This is a genomic window from Chryseobacterium sp. YIM B08800, from assembly GCF_026163565.1.
Taxonomy (GTDB): domain Bacteria; phylum Bacteroidota; class Bacteroidia; order Flavobacteriales; family Weeksellaceae; genus Chryseobacterium.
Genome location: NZ_JAPDKN010000005.1, coordinates 72,539 through 88,538, shown reverse-complemented (window position 1 = coordinate 88,538; position 16,000 = coordinate 72,539). Strand labels below are relative to the sequence as shown.

Annotated in this window: 16 protein-coding genes; 11 read left to right on the top strand and 5 right to left on the bottom strand. The window is 32.3% G+C overall.

What is annotated here, in order from left to right; genetic code table 11:
- Nucleotides 1-94: 94 nt before the first annotated feature.
- The gene (locus OEW74_RS03020) at nt 95-445 is read right to left on the bottom strand and encodes a T9SS type A sorting domain-containing protein (protein WP_265427088.1); all 351 of its coding nucleotides are present in this window, start codon (nt 443-445) and stop codon (nt 95-97) included.
- Between the two features lie 119 nt (nt 446-564).
- Here OEW74_RS03020 and hemB point away from each other — a divergent pair, with 119 nt between their 5' ends.
- Complete coding sequence (gene hemB, locus OEW74_RS03015; RefSeq protein ID WP_265427087.1) at nt 565-1,554, top strand: porphobilinogen synthase; 990 nt, start codon at nt 565-567, stop codon at nt 1,552-1,554.
- 102 nt (nt 1,555-1,656) lie between these two features.
- On the opposite strand, the gene OEW74_RS03010 is transcribed toward hemB, so the two are convergent.
- Nucleotides 1,657-2,385, bottom strand: a complete 729-nt coding sequence (locus tag OEW74_RS03010; RefSeq protein ID WP_265427086.1) for a hypothetical protein — start codon at nt 2,383-2,385, stop codon at nt 1,657-1,659.
- Nucleotides 2,386-2,631: 246 nt separating this feature from the next.
- On the opposite strand from OEW74_RS03010, the gene OEW74_RS03005 reads away from it, so the two are divergent.
- The 6 genes from OEW74_RS03005 (at nt 2,632) to OEW74_RS02980 (ending at nt 7,773) form a co-directional block, all read left to right on the top strand.
- On the top strand, nt 2,632-3,201 hold the full coding sequence (locus OEW74_RS03005) for a cob(I)yrinic acid a,c-diamide adenosyltransferase (protein WP_265427085.1): 570 nt from the start codon (nt 2,632-2,634) through the stop codon (nt 3,199-3,201).
- Between the two features lie 26 nt (nt 3,202-3,227).
- On the top strand, nt 3,228-3,827 hold the full coding sequence (locus tag OEW74_RS03000) for a hypothetical protein (RefSeq protein WP_265427084.1): 600 nt from the start codon (nt 3,228-3,230) through the stop codon (nt 3,825-3,827).
- A 5-nt stretch (nt 3,828-3,832) separates the two neighbouring features.
- A complete protein-coding gene (locus tag OEW74_RS02995) occupies nt 3,833-4,462 on the top strand; it encodes a thiamine diphosphokinase (RefSeq protein WP_265427083.1) in 630 nt (209 codons plus the stop codon).
- 64 nt (nt 4,463-4,526) lie between these two features.
- The gene (locus OEW74_RS02990; RefSeq protein WP_265427082.1) at nt 4,527-5,402 is read left to right on the top strand and encodes a tyrosine-protein phosphatase; all 876 of its coding nucleotides are present in this window, start codon (nt 4,527-4,529) and stop codon (nt 5,400-5,402) included.
- Between the two features lie 108 nt (nt 5,403-5,510).
- Nucleotides 5,511-6,905, top strand: a complete 1,395-nt coding sequence (locus tag OEW74_RS02985; protein ID WP_265427081.1) for an arginine decarboxylase — start codon at nt 5,511-5,513, stop codon at nt 6,903-6,905.
- 109 nt (nt 6,906-7,014) lie between these two features.
- Nucleotides 7,015-7,773 carry a hypothetical protein gene (locus tag OEW74_RS02980; protein WP_265427080.1) on the top strand — a complete coding sequence of 253 codons (759 nt, stop codon included), beginning with the start codon at nt 7,015-7,017 and terminating at the stop codon, nt 7,771-7,773.
- A 31-nt stretch (nt 7,774-7,804) separates the two neighbouring features.
- Here OEW74_RS02980 and OEW74_RS02975 read toward each other — a convergent pair whose 3' ends face one another.
- Entirely contained in the window at nt 7,805-8,464 is a 660-nt protein-coding gene (locus OEW74_RS02975) for an HAD family hydrolase (protein WP_230638245.1), read from the bottom strand.
- Nucleotides 8,465-8,664: 200 nt separating this feature from the next.
- Between OEW74_RS02975 and speB the strand changes: the two genes are divergently transcribed.
- The 3 genes from speB (at nt 8,665) to OEW74_RS02960 (ending at nt 11,366) form a co-directional block, all read left to right on the top strand.
- Complete coding sequence (speB, locus tag OEW74_RS02970) at nt 8,665-9,516, top strand: agmatinase (RefSeq protein WP_074229564.1); 852 nt, start codon at nt 8,665-8,667, stop codon at nt 9,514-9,516.
- Between the two features lie 267 nt (nt 9,517-9,783).
- Complete coding sequence (locus tag OEW74_RS02965) at nt 9,784-10,644, top strand: bifunctional helix-turn-helix domain-containing protein/methylated-DNA--[protein]-cysteine S-methyltransferase (RefSeq protein WP_265427079.1); 861 nt, start codon at nt 9,784-9,786, stop codon at nt 10,642-10,644.
- A gap of 113 nt (nt 10,645-10,757) precedes the next feature.
- Nucleotides 10,758-11,366: an alpha-ketoglutarate-dependent dioxygenase AlkB family protein gene (locus tag OEW74_RS02960; RefSeq protein WP_265427078.1), complete on the top strand. Its 609-nt coding sequence runs from the start codon at nt 10,758-10,760 to the stop codon at nt 11,364-11,366.
- A gap of 210 nt (nt 11,367-11,576) precedes the next feature.
- On the opposite strand, the gene OEW74_RS02955 is transcribed toward OEW74_RS02960, so the two are convergent.
- Nucleotides 11,577-13,436, bottom strand: coding sequence for a CocE/NonD family hydrolase (locus tag OEW74_RS02955; RefSeq protein WP_265427077.1), 1,860 nt, complete (start codon nt 13,434-13,436; stop codon nt 11,577-11,579).
- A gap of 289 nt (nt 13,437-13,725) precedes the next feature.
- Nucleotides 13,726-14,811: a hypothetical protein gene (locus tag OEW74_RS02950; protein ID WP_265427076.1), complete on the bottom strand. Its 1,086-nt coding sequence runs from the start codon at nt 14,809-14,811 to the stop codon at nt 13,726-13,728.
- A gap of 409 nt (nt 14,812-15,220) precedes the next feature.
- Between OEW74_RS02950 and OEW74_RS02945 the strand changes: the two genes are divergently transcribed.
- Nucleotides 15,221-15,910, top strand: a complete 690-nt coding sequence (locus tag OEW74_RS02945; RefSeq protein ID WP_265427075.1) for a DUF6261 family protein — start codon at nt 15,221-15,223, stop codon at nt 15,908-15,910.
- The last annotated feature ends 90 nt before the right edge of the window (nt 15,911-16,000 follow it).

Sequence of the window (16,000 nt, the reverse complement as noted above, 5' to 3'; positions counted from 1 at the left end):
TTACAATTAGTTATGAAATATCCCGAAAGTTACGGAATAATTGAAAAAAAATGTGCTAAAAGAAAAAATCCTGATGATTATCAGGATTTCAATATTATTGCTTTACTATTTGAGTAACTTTTTGTGTATTGTCGCTTAGAATATATCTGATAAGATATTTTCCGGGTTTCAGTTTCTGAATATTAATCTCAGCATTGTTGCTGTTGATATTGTAACTGGCAACCTGAGTTCCCAATATAGAATAAAAAGAAACATTTTTAATTTTCAATGAAGAATCTTTCGCTTTCACCATCAAAAAATCTTTCGCAGGATTAGGATATGCTGTTAAAACACCGTCATCTGATTTCTGAGTAGTGGAAGTTGGCTCTTTTATTTGTGCTTTCAGATTATCAGAAAACCCAATGGTAGCACCACTAAATATAAATAAAAGTAAAAGTTTTTTCATCAACGATATATTTGCTTAAATATTACTAACAAAAATAATAAATTCTATAATCATCTGCAATAGTTTTTTGTAGAACTTATATTAAATTTGCAATAAATTATTCAAAAAGTATTCCAAAGATGATATATTCTAGAAACAGAAGACTAAGAGTGAATGAATCGATGAGAGGTTTGGTAAGAGAATGCAGTCTTTCAGTGAACGATTTTGTAATGCCTATTTTCGTAATGGAGGGCGAAAATAAAGAAGAAGCAATTGCTTCAATGCCCGGAATTTTCAGGCGAAGCATCGATCTTACGGTAAAAGAATGTAAAGAATTATTTTCTTTAGGCGTGAAAGCGGTTAATCTTTATATGAAAGTTTCAGATCATTTGAAAGATAACACCGGAAAAGAAGCGTGGAACAAAGATGGTTTAATGCAAAATACCATCAAAGCAATTAAAGATGCAGTGCCTGAAATGGTGATTATGCCCGATGTAGCCTTAGATCCTTACTCAATTTACGGTCATGACGGAATTATAGAAAACGGAAAAATCATCAATGATGCAACCAATGATGCGTTGGCAAAAATGGCTGTTTCACATGCTGAAGCCGGAGCTGACATTGTGGCACCGAGTGATATGATGGATGGCAGAGTTTTGGCAATTCGTGAAGCATTGGAAGAAAGCGGTTTTCATGATGTGGGAATTCTAAGTTACGCTGCAAAATATGCAAGTTCGTTTTACGGACCGTTCAGAAGTGCTTTAGACAGTGCTCCAAAAGACAATATGGAAATTCCGAAAGATAAAAAGACTTATCAGATGGATTTTCATAATTCGCGTGAAGCGTTGAATGAAGTTTTCAAAGATGTGGAAGAAGGTGCAGATATTATTATGATCAAACCGGGTCTTCCGTATTTAGATATTGTTTCAAAAGTGCGTGAAGCGATCGATCTGCCAATTGCTGTTTATAATGTAAGCGGAGAATATGCAATGCTGAAAGCTGCTGCTCAAAACGGCTGGCTTGATAATGATAAAGCAATTATTGAAAGTTTAACATGCTTCAAAAGAGCAGGAGCAGACATGATTTTCACTTATGCTGCAAAAGAAGCTGCAATGATTTTAAACAAATAAAAGTTTAAAATGATAAGTTATGAATTATGAGCTGATTTCAAAGAAATCTTCGGTTTCAATCAACTCATAATTCATAATTTTTAACTCATAACTTAAAAAAAATTATTCCACATCAAAGTTTTTTCCTTTTACAAACTTTGCGGCAAAAGGAGCCTGATTTCCGGAATATTTTAAAACAAAATGCTTTTTGGTATCGGTATCTACTTTTGCTTCTACATTCACATTGGTTGTCTGAAAACTGACATCTAAACCAACTCCCGATTCTTTTTCAAGAAAAATTTCTACACTTTCAGCGTAAAATAAAGAGATACTCAAGTAATTAAACTTAATATTTTTACGATACGTTTTAGATTTTGACTGTGTAAATTCTGAAAAGCTTTTCAAAATTTCAATTCCTGGCGAATCGATATTGGTAATTCTGGATTTTGTTACTCCATTTACACGAATTGAGAAATTTTTTGCACTGTTGATGTTTCCATTAATTCCAATATTAAATAAAGAGGGTAACGACAAGCCGTATTCAATCATACTGTCTTTGGTAAATTCAAAATCTGGGATTAATGCGGTGTATTTTGGAGTGTTTAATAATTGATTTTTTACCGTATTCAATTGTTCACCCGAAAATAAATAACCAATAAGATTATTGTTCGTTGTGCGCCAGTTTCTACCGTTCCATTCGTAGATTTCACAAAGTAAAGTATCGGTTGACGAATGGGGAAGAAGCTCGATATCCTGCCATTTAAAAACTTCTTTTGCGTAAGGTCTTCTGTTGATTAGGTTGATTCCTAAATCGAGCGCCATTAAGTCGCTTAACTGTTGATTGGTTTGCATAATTATTATTTATGATTTGGTGATTTAAAATTAAATAAAAAATATCGAAATCAAATTTATTTTATCATTGCAATTAAATGAATTCACAAGATTTAATAATCGGTTTATATCATTAAAAGCTCCATGTAAACAATGTTGCTTTAAACTTACTCTAAAACATTTGTCAGCATAATTTTAAAAAAGTAATTTAGTCTTTTGAAATTGCCATTATTATGAATGGTTTTTAATAACAACGAAAATTTACTTATGAAAATATATACCAAAACGGGAGATAAAGGACAGACCGCTTTATATGGCGGAACAAGAGTTTCAAAAGCTAGCGCAAGAGTTGACAGCTACGGAAATATTGACGAGCTGAATTCTTTTATTGGAATTTCAAAAAGCCATATCACTGATGAAGAAGTTTTGAAACAGTTAAAAAAAATTCAGTTTGATTTGTTTACGGTAGGTTCAGAAGCAGCAACTCCAGTTGATAAATTGATGTTGGCCAACGGAAAATCTCGTCTTCCTCTCATTATTTCTGGTACGGAAATTGAAGAGTTAGAAAACTGGATGGATGGTTTTGAAGATAAATTAGAGCCACTTCAATATTTTATTCTTCCGGGTGGAGGAAAATCTGCGACTTTTTTACACGCAGCCAGAACTATTTGTAGAAGAGCGGAACGTTCACTGGTATTCTTAAATGAATCTGAAGAAGTGCGCCCTGAATTGATTAAATACCTGAACCGTCTTTCTGATTACCTGTTTGTTTTGGCAAGATATATTTCAAAAATAAATAACGAGCCGGAAGAATATTGGAATCCGAATGAAAGATAATTTTTAAAACACAAAAAATATAAATAATGAAAAAAAATTTTACACTGTTGGTATTTTTGATACTAACATCAATGTTTTCTGCACAATATAAGCAAGGAGAATATAAAGAAGAAATTTTTCCAAAAACAAAATTTGATTCTTTAGACGCAAAAATGAGACTGGCAGAAGGTAATGTTACTATGCACGGTGTAGCTTTTACAAGGGCTAGATCTATTGGGAAAATAAATCCGGAAAAAGTTTATGCTAATAAAATTACGGTAAATTTGTTTCCTTTGTCTCCTTATTTTCAAGAATGGTACACCCTGAAAACACAAAAAGAAAATTTAAAAAAGGGAATTGTGGTTTATATGACTACTCAGGCGTACAGATATAGGCTCACTTGCGAGACCAACTCAAAAGGAGAGTTTACTTTTCCTAAAATGAAACCCGGAAAATATATTTTGATGGGAAATTTGCCTTGGACTTTATCAGGCTCATACAACCAGTACACTGGAAGTGCTTATGGAAATGGAGGAGTAACAAATTATTACGAAAAAAAATATTACAGTAATGATTATGAAGATTTGCTGATAAGGATTGTAGAGGTAAAGGCAGGTGATAAAGTAGCTAATGTAAAATTAAAATAAAAAAATTGAAAGTTCTTCTTTTTATCAATGGTAATGCACCGAGATCTTTTCCCAATTTAGAAAATTATAATCTGATTGCCTGTACTGATGGTGCTTTTCATTATTTGAAGGAACTCAATTTTCCTTTAGAAAAGTTAGATTTTATTTCCGGAGATTTTGATTCTCATATTGGGTCAGATGAAAATGTGTATCAGGATAAATTTATTCTTACACTTGATCAGGAGAAAACAGATTTTCATAAAGCCTTAGAAATTATTTTAGAAAAAGGGTTTCATAATGTTGATGTTTTTGGTGGAAGTGGAGGAGAGCAGGATCATTTTTTAGGAAACCTTACGGTGGCTTTTAGATTTAAAGATAAAATGGATATTAAATTTTATGATGAATTTTCTGAATATTATTTTATTCCTGAAAGTTTTATCATTAATGATGTGAAAGATAAAATGATATCGCTTTATCCTTTTCCTGTAGTTGAAAATATTAAAACAAAAGGTCTGAAGTGGGAACTGGATAATGTCAACGCCAATATGACAACCGATATGTTAACGAGAAATTTGGCTGTAGAAAATCAAGTTTCTATTGATTACGAAAAAGGAGATTTGTTGATTTTTATAGGAAACAAGAAGCGTGATATTTAAGTAGAAGTCAATAAAAATAAGATGAAAAAACTTTGAAAAACAGAGTAGTCTGTGGGAATAAAGGATGAAGAATCAAATTAAAATAATAAGTCTGTTCATTTTATTACTCTGCGTTTCCTCGTGCAAAACTCAGCCTTTTTCAACGCCAGAATACGGAATTTCACAAACTGACAATCAATTTGCAATTAAGAAAGTAACCAATTTCAGAACGATTGGAAATATCAAAAATATCGATGGCAGAATTTTAAAAGAAGGAATGCTTTATCGAAGTGCACATCTTCATCAACTCAAGAAAAAATCAATTAAAACTCTTGAAAATTTAGGAATTAAAGAGATTATTGATCTTAGAAACTCAAAGGAAATTTCGCAAAAACCGGATCAACTTTCCGATACTTTTATTTATAAAAACTATTCTGCATTTGAAGATGAAGGCGATCAGCTGGATCAGGCAAAAAAACTTGTTTTAAAAGGAAAAGTGAAAGGTTCAGATGCAGACGAAAGAATGCTGGATTTTTATAAAAACTATGTCACAGAAAATCCGGGAATTATTAAGGACATTATTCATGAGATTTTAGATTCAGAAAATCCTGTTTTATATCATTGTACTGCCGGAAAAGACAGAACCGGAATAATAACAGCATTAATTTTAACCATTTTAAAATTTGACAGAGCAACGATTGAGAACGATTATCTTCTTTCGAACAATTACCGCAAACAATTAGTGCAAAATAGGCTTCATCTCGCTCATAATCTGCATTTTTTGTATCCAAAAATGGATTTAAATGTTATCGAAAAATTAAGCTGGGTAGAAAAGAATTATTTAGAGACTGCTTTTTCTGAAATTGATAAGAAATACGGCTCAATTGATATTTATATTCATCAAAATTTGGGAATCTCTGAAAATAAAAGAAACGAATATATTCTTAAGTTCACGTATTGATCAAAGACTAATTTTTTAGTCGAAAAGCTGCAGAAATTTATAATAAATTTAACGCTAAAAAATCAAACTTTTTTAGCAATTTTGCATTCTTAATTTACTCATTAGAAAATGAAAATAAAATACTCGGAACTTATTGATCAGACATTGTATTTTCCAACCGAAGAATTCAATGTTTCTGAGAACAATTTGTCTTTTCACGATATTCCTTTGATGGATGTTGTTGAGAAGTTTGGAACGCCTCTTAAGGTAAGTTACCTCCCGAAGATTTCTCAGAATATTCAGAAAGCAAAAGGCTGGTTTAAGGAAGCTTTTGAGAAAATCGATTACAAAAAAAACTACAGATACTGTTACTGTACAAAATCAAGCCATTTCAAATTTGTAATTGAAGAAGCTTTGAAGAACGATATTTCTATCGAAACATCTTCAGCTTACGACATGGATATTGTAAAATCGCTTTACACAGAAGGTAAAGTAGATAAAAGTATAGAAGTGATTTGTAACGGCTTCAAAACGGATGATTATCTGGCGAAAATTTCAGATATGATCAACAGTGGTTTTGAAAATATCACTCCTATTTTAGATAACTACAGGGAACTTGATAAGTTAACTGAAAGTATCGACACGACTTTTGATATCGGAATCAGAATTGCTTCTGAAGAAGAACCGAAATTCGAATTTTATACCTCAAGATTAGGAATCGGATATAAAGATATTATTCCTTACTACAGTCAAAAAATTGCAGAACATCCGAATGCAAGACTGAAAATGCTTCACTTTTTCATTAATACCGGGATCAAAGACACGGCTTATTATTGGAATGAATTGTACAAATGTCTTCGTGTTTATGCACGTTTAAAGAAAATTGCTCCGGAAGTAAATTCATTAAATATTGGTGGTGGTTTTCCAATTAAAACTTCATTAAATTTTGATTACGATTACCAATATATGGTGGAAGAAATCGTTTCTCAGATCAAAAAATTCTGTGAGGAAGAAGGAGTAGAAGAACCAAATATTTATACTGAATTTGGAAGTTTTACAGTTGGAGAAAGCGGTGCCAATTTGTATAAAATCATTTCTCAAAAACGTCAGAACGACAGAGAAAAGTGGAATATGATTGATTCATCTTTTATGACCACGCTTCCTGATACTTGGGCAATTTCAAGACACTTTATCATGCTTCCGCTAAACCGTTGGGAAGATTCTTACGAAAGAGTTTTCTTAGGTGGATTAACTTGTGATTCTGATGATTATTACAACTCTGAACAGCATACTAACGCAATCTATTTGCCAGTTTTTAGTGATACAAAACCTTTGTATATTGGTTTCTTCCACACTGGAGCGTATCAGGAAACAATTGGTGGTTATGGTGGAGTTCATCACTGTTTGATGCCGCAACCAAGACATATCTTGATCCAGAAAGATGAAAATGGAGAATTCCAGTATGAGATCTTTAGAGAAAGACAGGAACCTGAAGACATTTTGAAATTATTAGGATATCAATAATTTTATCAATCAATAGGAACGGGCTTTAGCCAAAAATTATAAAAGAACAGTTCTCAAATATGGGAGCTGTTCTTTTTATTTTATGTAGATTTAAAAATCAAATTATTTAATGATGCGAGTGAAATTTTTAATGCTTTTAACATTTTGTCTTGGGATTTTTTCAAATGCTCAAAAAGTAAGTGTAGAAATTTTGGATTCTGAAACTGCTTTTAAATTAAATGACTTTTATAATCCTATCAATATTAAATATAGTATTAAGAATAATACATCAGATAATGTTTATTTTATTCTGGATAAAAATAGTTTTGGTGTCTTTGCAACGCCTAATCATTATTATTTTGGTGAAAATGCAAGTACAAAACTTTCTCTTGACGAAAAAGTTTTTAATCCAAGATTATTACTATTCGATTCTAATAATTTAAGAGATACATTAGAATTAAATATTCCACGAATTCATTATTTAGTAGAAGAACTTGGTAGGCTACAAAGTATTCAAGAAAAAATTGATGATGATAGTTTAAACGTTTTGAAAACTTATAAAGACAAATTTTATAAAACAAAATCCTTGAATTGGGTTGTAAGAGCTAAATACATTAATGATAATATTATCTTCTTGAAACCTTTTGAAGAAATAATAGTTAATACAAAAGTTGATTTTAGAAATTATTATTATGATAAAATTTCTAAAACTGGTATAGGATATTTGCTTGAAAATAAAAACTATAAAATGCAAATTAAGATTTATAATAATCCTGTAATTAATGAGTATTTAAGTGAAGCCAATCGAAAAAAAATTAAGGAATTAAACGTTGTTCTAATTGACCAGATTATTTTTTCAAATAAAACTCATTTAATTGTAAGTAAGTAAAAAGCTCTCCAATTTGGAGAGCTTTCATATTTTAAAAATGTTTAGAAATTTTATCAACTTCAATTTCGGAATAGTCTGTAATAACCATATTTGCCAAACTGTAATCCTGATTATGAGAGTGAAAACTTTTATACGCTGTACAGAAAATATTCGCTTTGTGCGCTGCTAAAATTCCGTTGGTAGAATCTTCGATCACCATACAGTTTTCAATCGGTTCGTTGGCCATTTTTGCAGCAAGCTGGAAAATTTCAGGATGAGGCTTTGATTCTTTTAAATCGGCACCGCTTATCTTTCCGCTAAAATATTTTTCTAAACCAAATTTGTCAAAAACCATATTGATGGTGGTCATACTTGCTGAAGAAGCGACAATCAATTTAACGTTATTTTCGTAATAATGTTCGATTAATTTCCTTACTCCTGGAATTAAATCAAACTCTTCATCGTTGTAAAAATAATCTTTGAAATGGGTTCTTTTAATATTGGTGATATCTTCGTGAGTATGTGTTAAATTAAACTCAGAAATTAAAGTTTCACAAACTCTTTTGGTAGAAGCTCCTGTAAAAGAAGTGTAAAGGTCTTCAGAAACCTCGATTTCTAGCTGGTTGAATGTTTTAAAATAAGCTTTTCTATGAAGAGGTTCTGTATCAACAATTACTCCATCCATATCGAAAAGAACAGCTTTTAAGGACATATTTTTGAATTTTTCACAAAGGTAAGGATTTTGGCTGGAAGCCTAAAGCTGGATGAGGGAAGTTGAAATCCGGATATTTAATTTATAATAGTAAAAACTTCCGGCTTCCATCATCCAACTTTCAGCTTTCTCCTAACTTCTTCTTATCTTTGCCGCAAATATTTTAATCTTTAAATCATTTAATTTTTTAATTATAAATTATGAAAACATACGCAGGAATTCCTGAAGAAAATGCTTCATTAGAAAATTCAAAAGTAGTTTTGGTAACCGTTCCTTATGATGGAACTTCAACTTGGGGAAAAGGTGCAGACAAAGGCCCTGAATTATTCCTTGATGCTTCTGAAAATATGGAATTGTACGACATAGAAACAGGTACAGAACCTTATCTTGAAGGAGTTTATTTAGCTGGAGAAGTTTCTGAAAATTCAACTCCTGAAGCTATGACGGAAGCTGTTTATCAGAAAACAAAAGAGCTTTTGGCAACGGATAAATTGTTTACGCTTTTTGGTGGAGAACATTCAGTTTCTATTGGTTCAATTCGTGCGGTTGGAGAGAAATTTGAAAATCTTACGGTTCTTCAGTTAGATGCTCACACAGATCTTCGTCCTGAATTCCACGGTTCTACTTCTAATCACGCGTGTGCGGTTTTTGAAGCGAATCAAAAGCATAATTTGGTTCAGGTTGGAATCCGTTCTATGGATGTTGAGGAAGTTGAATATTTACCAGAAGGAAGAGTATTTTTTGCTCATGAAATTGCCAATAATGAGAATTGGGTAAACGATGTTTTAGAAAAAGTTTCAGGAAATGTTTATATCACAATCGATTTGGATGCTTTTGACCCTTCAATTGCTCCTTCAACAGGAACTCCGGAACCAGGTGGTTTACAATGGTATCCAACATTGGAATTGTTAAGAAAAGTTTTCGAAAAATGTAACGTTGTTGCTTTTGATATCGTTGAATTGATGGATTCTGCGTATTCAAAACCAAGCGCATTTTTAGCAGCAAAACTGTATTATAAAATGTTGGCTTATTATCACATCAACAAAGACTAAAATCTTTTTTTGAGTTAATTTTAATTACAAAAAGATTAAACACATAAGTCACAGAGAGTTTTAATTTGACTATGTATATTTAGAACATATAAGCTTTGAAAATCTTTGATTTTCTCTGATGTGTTCTAAATATTTTCAAAGTATTAAGCTAAAACTAATGTGACTTATGTGTTAAAAATATACTTTATAAAGTTTCAAAAATTCCGCACGAAACGGATTTTTTCTTTCAGTTTTTCTTTTGAAATTTGTGATACAAAACAAAACGAAATGTTCACACAAGACGAAATAGATTATCAGAGAATTGCCAAAGCGATAGAATTTATTCAGAGCAATTTTAAGCTTCAGCCGAATTTGGATGAGGTTGCTGAAAAAGTAAATCTAAGTCCGGCACATTTTCAGAGAATATTTACAGACTGGGCAGGAACAAGTCCGAAGAAATTTTTGCAGTTCATCAGTCTTGAGCATGCAAAAAGTTTACTGAAAGAAGAAAAAGCCACATTATTTGACGCAGCATTAGAGACCGGACTTTCAAGCACAAGCAGATTGCATGATTTGTTTGTGAAAATTGAAGGTATGTCGCCTGCAGAATATAAAAATGGCGGAAAAAATTTAAATATCAATTATAGCTTCTCTGAAAGCCCGTTTGGAAAAATCATCACAGCTTCCACCGAAAAAGGGATTTGTTATATGGCTTTCGAAGAAGATAAAGAAAATGCATTGAGAGATTTACAAAGTAGATTTCCCAATGCATCTTTTTTTGAAAAGCAGGATGATTTTCAGCAAAACGCATTGTCGATTTTCAATAAAGATTGGACAAAGCTTAATACCATCAAATTACACCTTAAAGGAACAGATTTTCAGCTCAAAGTCTGGGAAAGTTTATTAACGATTCCAATGGGAAAATTGTCAACCTATGGAAATTTAGCCGATAAAATTGGAAATCCAAAAGCTTCAAGAGCTGTAGGAACTGCGATTGGAAGTAATCCTGTAGCGTTTTTAATTCCTTGTCATAGAGTAATACAATCTTCAGGGAAAATTGGTGGCTATATGTGGGGAAGTGATAGAAAACAACTGATAATTGGCTGGGAAAGTGCGAAGGTTTATTCTGATGATTCTATCTTACTCTAAGTAATTTTCTCCCACAGATTGCACGAATTTCCACAGATTTTTTTAGTGTTCATTAGTGAGAAGTATTTGTGTAATTTGTGTTTAAATTATTAATCTATAAATTATTTGAACTGATGAGTTTGTTCGACGAAATTCAAGATTTCCCCATCAATATCCTTCCCAAAGACGGCGTCACAGACTATTACGGAAAGATTTTTTCTGATCAAGAATGCGTAAAATATTATCAATATTTATTTAACCAAATTCCGTGGGAAAATGATGAGGCGGTCATCTTTGGAAAACTAATCTATACCAAAAGAAAAGTGGCATGGTTTGGTGAAAAAGCATTTGAATACACTTATTCAAACCGGACAAAATATGCAAAACCCTGGACTCCAGAATTATTGCAATTAAAACAAAAATGTGAAGAAGTTTCCGGTGAAACTTACAATTCATGTCTTCTGAATTTATATCACGACGGAAGCGAAGGAATGGCTTATCACAGTGACGGCGAAAAAGACCTGAAAAAACATGGAGCGATTGCATCCTTAACTTTTGGAGCGGAAAGAAAGTTTTCGTTCAAACATAAAATTTCCAAAGAAAGAATTGATATTTCATTGGAAAACGGAAGTTTATTGGTAATGAAAGGAATTACACAGGAAAACTGGCTGCATCGGCTTCCGCCAACGACAAAAGTAAAAACTCCAAGAGTAAATTTGACTTTTAGAACTATTGAGCAATAAACTTTTTTAACGCAAAGATTTATTGATGATCATTTATCTTTTTAAGGAGCAAAGATAACATCAACAGAGTTGATTTGAATAAGCGAACGCTTTATTCAAGCTTAATCAGCGACTTGTCGCCATTCTTTGCTCCTTAAAATAATAAATTTAATCTTAAAAACCTTTGCGTTTAAAACAAAAAAGCTGTTCAATCCGAACAGCTTTTAAAATTTATTTCAAAACCTCAACTTCAATCGAAGAATCTTCAAAGACCTTTATAAATGCTTTTGTATAATCTTCTTTCGTTGCAAAATTAGGATTGTCTAAAAATTTCTGCGGATTAATGGCAAAAAGCGGAAACCAGGTGGAAGAAATTTGAATCTGTATCTTATGACCTTTCTTAAAAGTATGTACAACATCCTGCAATCTGAAATTCACGGCAGTTTTCTGATTGGCAACCAAAGCTTCTCCTTTTTCTCTGGAGTTTCTGAATCTTGCAGGCATTATTTCACTTCTTACCATTTGATGATAATTTCCGTAGATCACGCCGTCTTTCTTTTCAATGGGTTTAAAGTCTTCAGGATAAACATCGATTACTTTCACTGCGAAATCAGCATCGGTGGAAGTTGAAGCGATATTTAATTTAGCTAAAATTTCTCCTGCGAAAGTCATGTCTTCTGTTAAAACATCGGTGGTGAAAGTCAAAACATCGGGTCTTCCGACAGCGAATCTTTGGTCTTCCGACATATAATTTCTTGGCGTGAATCCGTTAAAGTCTTTCAGGTTGTCAGAACTTAAAACTGGATTATTTGGGTCGCTGTAATATTCAGAAAATCCTTGTTGTGCATTGTTTTTTAAAGTTCCGTTAGCTAAATAAAAGTTAACTTTTTTTGCTTCTTTTGGAGGATATGTTGCAAATTCTCTCCACTGTTTTGCTCCGGTATCGTACATTAAAGCTTCAGGCAATCCTGCATCTTTTTTAGAATCACCTTTTAGATAATGATTGAAAAATTTTGTTTCAACATTTTTCTGATAATACGTTGCGATACTGTCTCCAAAATAGATTTGATTATGAAAATGTTTTCCTTCTTCACGTCCCCAACCTCCGTGAGAAAATGGTCCCATCACGATGGTATTTTTAGCTTTCGGACTTGTCTTTTCAATGGTTTTGTAAATATTTAAAGGACCTGAAAGGTCTTCTGCATCAAACCACCCACCAACGGTCATTACTGCATGATCGATGTTTTTAAGATGAGGCAAAAGATTTCTTTTCTGCCAAAATTCATCATAATTTGGATGGTTCATAATTTCGGTCATGAAGAAATTATTTTTGTAATATTTCTCGTAACCGTCTTTTAAAGTTCCCATATCTCTATAGAATTTTAAACCGTCTTCAGAAGTCGCTTTAATCATAGAATCAGAATACCATGCTTTATTTTCAGGTTTTGTTTTCTGAACTCCAAATACCGGAAACGTTTTAAAATAACCGAGCATAAATCTTCCATTATGCAGGAAATCGTCGTTCCAGAAATCTGAAATCGGAGCTTGTGGAGAAGATGCCACCAAAGCCGGATGTTGCGCCAAAGTTCCTACCGCAGTGTAAAAACCAGGATATGAAGTTCCGAACTGACCGACTTTACCGTTGTTGTTTTTGATGTTTTTAACCAAATATTCTACCGTGTCGTAGGTATCTGTACTTTCGTCAACATCTTTCTTGGTTTTTCTCTCAACCTGCGGTGTCATATTCGTGAAGATCCCTTCACTCATATATCTTCCGCGAACATCCTGATACACAAAAATGTATTTGTCTTTCATTAAAAACTGATTCGGACCAATTCTCTGTTTGTATTCGTTTTCACCATAAGGCGCAATGCTGTAGCAGGTTCTCTGCATCAAAAAAGGATATTTATTTTTATTCGAAATATCTTTCGGAATATAAACTGCCGTAAACAATTTTGTACCATCACGCATCGGAATATAAAACTCCTGTTTGGTGTAATTGTCTTTTACATACGTGTCTTTTGGCGGCGTATTTTGCGCAGTTCCCACAAAAAACAAAAACATCAATAACATTGAAAGGTAGTTCTTCATTGATAAAAATTTTGATGCTAATTTAATGATTAAATTGCTTTTCTCAGCGACTTCACACAAAACAAAAAGACCGGAATGGATTCTGGTCTTTTACGGTTTTATTTAGAATTGAACTTTGCTGAACCTTGTCAAGGTTAATCTTAATGATAAAAATAACCTTGATAAGATTTCTAAGCTTTAAACAATTTTTTATGAACAACCACTTTGCTGGCGCAAGTGTCTCGCTTGTGTCCGCTTTATCAATGGGTACGAGTATGATGCTCACATCAGTGGGGATGCTAAAGAAGTTTTATAATCTAATTTCTTGAGCGTGAAGTCTTACTATGTTTCGATTGTCCAATAAATCATTATCTTCATAGAATTTTCTATGTTCAGCGAATGATAAAACACGAGAACCTATCATATTTGAATTAAATAATTCATCAAAAATCTTATATGATATATTTTTTCCTTTAATATTGTCTTTTGTAAGTGATTTTTCTGTTTCCATTAATTCCTTCACTTGACAAACTGGGATATGCATTCCTGTGCTAACCATTTTACTGTCTGAATTTTGCATTTTACTTGTTGGTCTTAAAAATGCACAACAATAGGGTAATCTGTAAAATCTACCAATTCTTTTTCCATCATAGTCTTTGCAGTAGCCGGCTTTGCATAAAATGTTTTCTAATTTATTAATTTGTTCATCTAAGCTTCCAGCTTTAAAATTTAAACTTTTATTATTCCAAGTTTTATATTGCATATGAAGAAACCTAACATTTTTATTTTTAGTATCTAAATGTTCGTAAATTAAATCAGCTCCGATAATATGTTCTGGTCTATCTGGATGAATTAGTCGTAATCTTAGAATTTTATTATTATCAAGTCTGTAATCTTTATGCTCTTCATCTTCATAAAGTGTTTCTATAATTCCGAAGTCTTCTCTTTCAGTTTGATAGAAATCTCTGTTCAATATTTTATGTTCAGAAATTTTTCTTGGTGAAAAATAATCAAGTGCGTTTTCGTAATCTCGTACTCTTTTATTAAGAAATCTTTTATCATATCGTCCATTAGTTATTTTCTTTAATTCGGATAATTCTTCATTTATAACCTCAATTGGCGTGACAACTTTATCATCACTAGATAAAGCATCGGCTTTCTCCTTAAAATATTTCACCCAATCACTTTCATTTTTTCTTTGCATTAAAGGAACAATTGCATCATAAGTTTCTGGAGAAAAATCACTTAGTAAGTCAAGTGTTTGTTCATATGAAATGGGCTGGTTCATTTTTTTTGAGATACTTACGACCTCCCTTAATGCATTAACTAACTGAAAAGCAATATCTCTTCTATCTGTTTCTTCAAATTCTGAATTAGAAAAATATTTTTCGTCCATAAATTGTGAGTATATATTGAATAAAAATTTTTACTAACTTCCAAATATTTGCAAGCAATATTTTTCCGAGTCTATTTTTTTTTCAAATATACAATTCCTCATCATATGAATTTTACGCTATCTCACATTCCCACAAAAAAAATTAAAAAAAACTCACAACCATTTCCCCTCTCTGTATTTTTACATTGAATTAAAACACCCTTGTTTGTCCTTTCTGCAAGTTTACATTAAGTAAAAACACTGGTGTTTATATTAAAATACATTTTACATTTAATTAAAATAGGGGTGTTTGTCCTTTCTGTAGGTTTATATTTAAATCAAAATAGAGGTGTTTGTATTTAAATACAATTTATTTTATATTTGATAGAAGTAATTTTTTAATTATTAATAACAAAAACACATTTGACGTATGAAAATTTCACTACAAAGAGTGAGCACCAAAGATTTGGCGACCCTCACAGAAAGAACCCTCACTGTTTCTACTTCCGGAAAATATCCGGTTTTGACCAATCATCCTTTGATGAACGAGCTCACCACACATTATGCAGATTATTCTGAGGTGTATACCAAGAAAACTTTTAGCGGAAAAGGAAAAGATGTTGCAGCGGCAGACCATGACAGAGATGTTGCCTTTAGTTGTATCAAAGCTTTTCTCAATGGGTATCGACAGGTCGTTTCGGTACCGAATTATCAGGATGCGGAAGATTTATATCAGGTCTTTGTACATTTTGGTCTAGACCTCGACCGGATGAGCTATTCTTCGCAAACGGCACAGATGAAAAAACTGATTGAAGCACTCGAACGTCCTGAAAATACTCAGAAGATTGCCAACTTATCTTTATCGATTGCTTTTTTAGAAATGAAAAACAAGCATGAATATTTTGAAGATATTTTTGAAGAACAGAGCGAAGCCAATGCGGAGCTTAGGCAAATGAAAAGTGCCTCATCAGTGCGCCGAAGTTTAGAAAAAACATTAAGATCTTATTTTAATATTCTCACTGCTATGAAAGAAGTTCCCGAATGGCAGGAAGCTTATGCCGAGATTAATGAGCTGGTAAAAGCAACAAAGAATTCGACATTAGAGAGAAAAAAAGAGTAAAATTTGAATGTAATACCATTTCTATTTTAAATTGACTGGAAATAGATTGAACTCCTACGGAGTTCCACTGTGTGAGGTATCATTTTCTAC